Source organism: Flavobacterium sp. (genome assembly GCF_027490375.1).
In the GTDB taxonomy this organism is placed as follows: Bacteria; Bacteroidota; Bacteroidia; order Flavobacteriales; family Flavobacteriaceae; genus Flavobacterium.
Map to the genome: position 1 here is coordinate 1 of NZ_JAIXYH010000003.1, position 5,400 is coordinate 5,400.

3 protein-coding genes are annotated in these 5,400 nt (G+C 41.2%); all 3 read right to left on the reverse strand.

The window, feature by feature from the left end; genetic code table 11:
* Window positions 1-422: 422 nt before the first annotated feature.
* Genes Q0064_RS00065 through Q0064_RS00075 form a run of 3 tightly spaced genes read right to left on the reverse strand, consistent with a single transcriptional unit; the run spans window position 423 to window position 5,031 of the window.
* Window positions 423-2,321 (reverse strand): amidophosphoribosyltransferase, encoded by a 1,899-nt coding sequence (locus Q0064_RS00065; protein WP_298142418.1) that lies wholly within the window; start codon window positions 2,319-2,321, stop codon window positions 423-425.
* A gap of 51 nt (window positions 2,322-2,372) precedes the next feature.
* Window positions 2,373-4,052 (reverse strand): T9SS type A sorting domain-containing protein, encoded by a 1,680-nt coding sequence (locus tag Q0064_RS00070; RefSeq protein WP_298142421.1) that lies wholly within the window; start codon window positions 4,050-4,052, stop codon window positions 2,373-2,375.
* Window positions 4,053-4,104: 52 nt separating this feature from the next.
* On the reverse strand, window positions 4,105-5,031 hold the full coding sequence (locus tag Q0064_RS00075) for a PfkB family carbohydrate kinase (RefSeq protein ID WP_298142424.1): 927 nt from the start codon (window positions 5,029-5,031) through the stop codon (window positions 4,105-4,107).
* Window positions 5,032-5,400 lie beyond the last annotated feature (369 nt).

Sequence of the window (5,400 nt, forward strand, 5' to 3'; positions counted from 1 at the left end):
ATTTGCGATACTACAGTATCCCAAATAAAGTGCGCCTTGTAATCAACCATTTAAATATTTTCTGACTTTAATTTTTAAACCGAGTTCAGGTTTACAAAAACCCAAGCGAAAAAGCGACCCTAGAAGCTTTTTGGCGGGATGTTTTTGTGTTTTTTAGAGCGTTTTGTTGCAGTGAAAGGCGTGACGGTGCGGCAACATGAATTTCCACCAAACGTTTGCCGCAGCGGATTGCCCAAATAAGTAGAAACTTTCTGAAAATAAAAAAGGTGAAACTTGCGCTTCACCCTTTTTGCCCCAAATCTACCATAAATTTAACCTACTAACTTTATGGAGATGTAAAAGTATTAGCACGACTTTCCCTAACCAAGATTTTTAGATAAAATGCTGAGATAGTCGTTAAAATGCTGTTTTTAACAAATTGTTTAATAGGCGCGTGCGTCTTTGCCTTCGTAATAATTCATAAACGCACGATTCACTACCCGATTTCCGCCCGGAGTTGGATAATCGCCAGTGAAATACCAATCGCCTAGATTCTTTGGACACGCTTGGTGCAGGTTTGCTACACTTTGAAAAATGATATGCACCTTGGCCTGAATATCGGCTGGCGTTAACATTTGTGCGATTTTTGCCGAAATTTCCTCGTCGGTAAACGGTTCGTAAATGGCATTCACTGCATTGATAATCTGATCGTCTTTTCGGTTTTCTTGTTCCTTGCAACGGGCATAAACAGCATCGATAATGTGCGCCAAACCGCGTTCTTTCAATAAGGTGATCGCCGCATTAAACGCCACCAAACCTTCTAGCTTTGCCATATCAATTCCGTAACAATCGGGGAAACGAATTTGCGGAGCCGATGAAACCACAACAATTGTCTTCGGATTTAAACGATCCAACATTTTTAAAATGGATTGTTTTAAAGTAGTTCCGCGAACAATGCTATCGTCGATAATTACCAAATGATCTGTCGACTTTACCACACCATACGTAACGTCGTATACGTGCGCTACCAGATCATCGCGACTACTGTCTTCAGTGATAAAAGTTCGGAGTTTTGCGTCTTTTATAGCAATTTTTTCCGTACGAATTTTTCGCGACAGAATTTCGTGCAATTGCTCTTTCGTTAATGTTTTACGACGCTGTAAAATCTCGTCGTTTTTATGTTGGTTTAGATATTCGTGTGCGGCTTCGACCATGCCAAAAAAGGACACTTCGGCGGTGTTTGGAATGTATGAAAACACTGCGTTTTCGGTATCGTTGTCAATGGCTTCTAGCACTTTTGGAAATAACAATTTACCGAGTTCTTTGCGTTCGCTGTAAATTTCGGCGTCGCTGCCGCGCGAAAAATAAATGCGTTCAAACGAACAGGCTTTTTTGACAACAGGCGTAATGATTTCGGAAACCGATGTTTGTCCGGATTTTTTGATAATCAGTGCATGTCCCGGCGCTAATTCCTGAACCGAATCGAACGAAACGTTGAAAACCGTTTGAATAACCGGACGTTCTGAGGCAACGACTACAATTTCATCGTCTTCGTAGAAGTAGGCTGGGCGAATTCCGGCTGGATCACGAAATACAAATGCATCGCCGTGACCAAACAAACCTGCCATGGCGTAGCCGCCGTCCCAACCTTTGGATGCGCGTTTTAAAATTCGGGTAATGTCGAGTTTTTCGGCAATTACGGGTGAAGCTTCGCGTTTAGACAAGCCGTTTTGCTTACATTCTTGATATAAATCGGTAACGGCATCGTCGAGAAAGTGACCGATTTTTTCCATGACCGTAACGGTATCGGCTAGTTCTTTCGGATGTTGTCCCAATTCGACTAACGATTCAAATAGTTCGGTTACGTTAGTCATGTTAAAGTTTCCGGCAACGATGAGATTTCGGTGCATCCAGTTGTTCTGACGAAGGAACGGGTGTACGCTTTCGATGCTGTTTTTACCGAAAGTTCCGTAACGCACGTGACCCAGAAAAAGCTCGCCGATGTAGGGCAAGTTGTTCTTCTGCCAGCGAACGTCGTCGGTGCGTTCTGGATGCAAACTCATTTCGGCATTGATGCGCGTATTGATTTGCGAGAAAACGTCTTGAATAGGTTGCGAAGCGTTGGAACGAACGCGAGAAATGTAGCGTTCACCAGGTTTCATGTCGAATTTTATGGAAGCAAAACCGGCGCCGTCTTGACCGCGGTTGTGTTGCTTTTCCATTAGCAGATACATTTTTTGGATGCCGTAAAAAGCACTGCCGTATTTTTCTTTGTAAAACGAAAGCGGCTTCTTGAGTCGGAGAAGTGCAATACCGCATTCATGTTTTAAAGTGTCGCTCATTGTAGTTGTTGTGTTGCTAAAGCGGAACTTCTTTAAGAATTACCCGCCAAATTACTGTTTGATTATTTTATGAGAACTAATTCCTGATTCGGTTTCAATAGTTAAAAAATAAATTCCCGTATTTAGATTAGTTAGGTTTACTGTTTTTTCAAATTGTGTGTCGAGAATTCGTCCATTTACATCAGAAATGATTACCTTTTTTAATAGGTTAGCGCTTTCGATATGAACTTCATTTTGTGTTGGGTTTGGATACAGCGTCACTGTTTCTCTATTCAAATCTGTATTTGATAAAATAGCTGAATTTAATTTCGCTAGAAAAGCATCGACATAATAATCTTGGGAAGAATTGCTTATCGTCAAATTATCGAAAGCGCAAGAAGTCGAATTGAAGTAGCCGGCCGCAAATATGTTGCCGTCGGTATCGATTGCAAAACCTAAGGGATCGTCGGAGCCCGTTCCGCCTGCCGATTTTGCCCAAAGAAACTGACCCGAAGTATCCATATTTGCTATAAAAATATCGCCGGTCGGTACCGTTGTGCTGCTGTTTGTATTGGTTAAGGTGAAGTCTCCGAATGTTCTTGTGGGTTCAGAAAAATTACCGGCTAAGTAAAGTGTAGCTCCGTCGGTAAAAACTGTACCTGGAAAATTAATATTCGGAACTAATCCGAGAAATTGTAAGTTTAAGTCCAGTTTAAATAAACCGCCCGTCGAAGTCGTTGTGGAATAATCTACTCCATCAAACGAATAAGTAGCAGAATTGGAAATTTGATATAATCTAATGCCAAAAGGGACAAATAAATCGTTTTGGACTTTAACTACACCACCGAATGAATCGTCGACAGTTCCTTGCAATACCTTTTGTTGCAGAATATTCCCCGATGGATCAAATTTTGCAATGAAAGCGTCATATCCTCCTTGAGCTGTGTTCGTGTAGGTCGTTGATCCTAAGGTAAAAGTATCCGAAGAAAAACCTCCTGTTAAATAAAAGTTTCCTAAATCATCAAAAACGAGGCCGCTCAAACGACAACCATCGTAGATATTGTCGTTTCCAAATCGCTTGATCCACAATACATTACCGGCAGAATTGAATTTCGCTAAAAAAGCACCAACGTAACTATTGGAACCAACAACAATAGATGAGCTGCCGACCGTTATATTATTTGATTCTGAAAACGCTGATACATAAACATTTCCAGAGCTATCAATAGAAATGGCTGAGGAACTTTCCCGCTCTGCGCCTCCTATTTTCTTTACCCACAAGACCGTTCCATTCGTGTCGTACTTTACCAAAGCAACATCCGATGGAAGTGGCGGATTTGATCCCAAAGCTGAACCTAACGTACAATTTAATGTGAAATTCCCGAAAGTTACAGTTGCCGATTCGTATCTTATCAAAGCATACACGTTGTTTTCAGCGTCAGTTGTTAAAGAAAAGACGACTTCATTGCCTACTCCTCCGCCGTTTCTCATCCATAAAGGTGTTCCAGCTGTATCGTATTTGATGATTGAATAATCTGCAGAACCATTTGTTGTTACTGGGCCTAAACCGAAATCGGCGGTTTCTGAAATAATGCTGCCGCCGGCAAAAACATTTCCGTTGGCATCGGTTGTTACGCATGCAAAAGCTTCATTAATAGCACCCGTAGATTGTTTCACCCAGTTCCAAGTTGGTGCTTGAGCGAAAAGTAACGATGAACTAATGATTGCTAGTAATGAGCTGATTTTTTTCATATATGTGTTTTTAGAAAACAAAAAACCCCGAAAATTCGGGGCGTAGTTTTATTTAGATGTTTGCCATTTCAAACTGAGTTAATGCTTTAAAACGTTGCAATCTTTCTTTTACTTCTTGCGTTTGTAAGTTTTCCATTCGCTCGGTTCCAAATTTCTCTACGCAAAAAGAAGCGAGATTTGAACCGTGTATAATGGCTTGTTTGAGGTTTTCGAAAGTGATATCGCCGGATTGCGCTATGAAACCCGAAAAACCACCTGCGAATGTATCGCCTGCGCCAGTTGGATCGAAAACTTCTTCGAGCGGTAACGCAGGTGCGAAGAAAATTTCACTTCCGTGGAAGAGTAAGGCACCGTGCTCTCCTTTTTTGATTACCACATATTTTGGTCCCATTTCGTGGATTTTGGCAGCCGCTTTAACTAGCGAATATTCGCCAGAAAGCTGACGTGCTTCTTCGTCGTTTATTGTAATTACATCCACGCGTTTGATGACGTCGAGCAGTTCCGGAAGCGCGCAATCCATCCAGAAATTCATGGTGTCGAGAACTACTAATTTGGGTTTAGCTGTTAGTTGGTTAAGCACCGATGTTTGCACTAAAGGATGCAAGTTTCCGAGCATAACCACAGCTGAATCCTTATAGTTTTCAGGAACTATCGGATTAAAATCGGCTAAAACGTTTAGTTCGGTTACGAGTGTATCGCGCGAGTTTAAATCGTTGTGGTATTTACCTGCCCAAAAGAACGTTTTTCCGTTTGGAACAATTTCGATACCGTCGATATTTACGTTTCTATCGCGAAGCAATTGCAGATACTCGTCTGGAAAATCGTTTCCAACTACGGAAACCACCGCTGAATCGACTTTAAAATTTGCGGCAGAAAGCGCGATGTAGGTTGCTGCTCCGCCGAGTATTTTGTCGGTTTTTCCGAAAGGCGTTTCTATAGCGTCGAACGCTACGGTTCCAACAATAAGTAGTTTATTCATCTGATGTAAAAAAGAAGTGCAAAGATAGCCTAAGTTTTACAAGCTGGCAAGCACTTAGGTAGGAAGCTACTTGTAAACCATTAAGCGTGTAAAGCTCGTTTAAAAGTTGCTTTTTTTTAACGCTAAATGTGAATATAGTTAACCTTTTACAAAAGAGTTTTTTAACCTCAAAGAGCGCGGAGATCTATAGAGAAAAAGCTGCGCTTTTGCAGAAAGTCCTTTTCTACCGCAAAGGACGCAGATTTTTAAGTAAAGTAACGTGAGTTCGATATAACTACAATGGTAAATACAGTTGTTTTGTGTCAACGAAGTTCATCTTTAGGGAAGGTTTTTTGTCGTTGAAATTATAGGCAATCAATGCAGCGAATA

What these genes read in the sequence shown, in the direction of transcription:
- Q0064_RS00065 (WP_298142418.1), bottom strand. Translation starts at nt 2,321, where the DNA reads ATGAGCGACACTTTAAAACATGAATGCGGTATTGCACTTCTCCGACTC.
- Q0064_RS00070 (WP_298142421.1), bottom strand. Translation starts at nt 4,052, where the DNA reads ATGAAAAAAATCAGCTCATTACTAGCAATCATTAGTTCATCGTTACTT.
- Q0064_RS00075 (WP_298142424.1), bottom strand. Translation starts at nt 5,031, where the DNA reads ATGAATAAACTACTTATTGTTGGAACCGTAGCGTTCGACGCTATAGAA.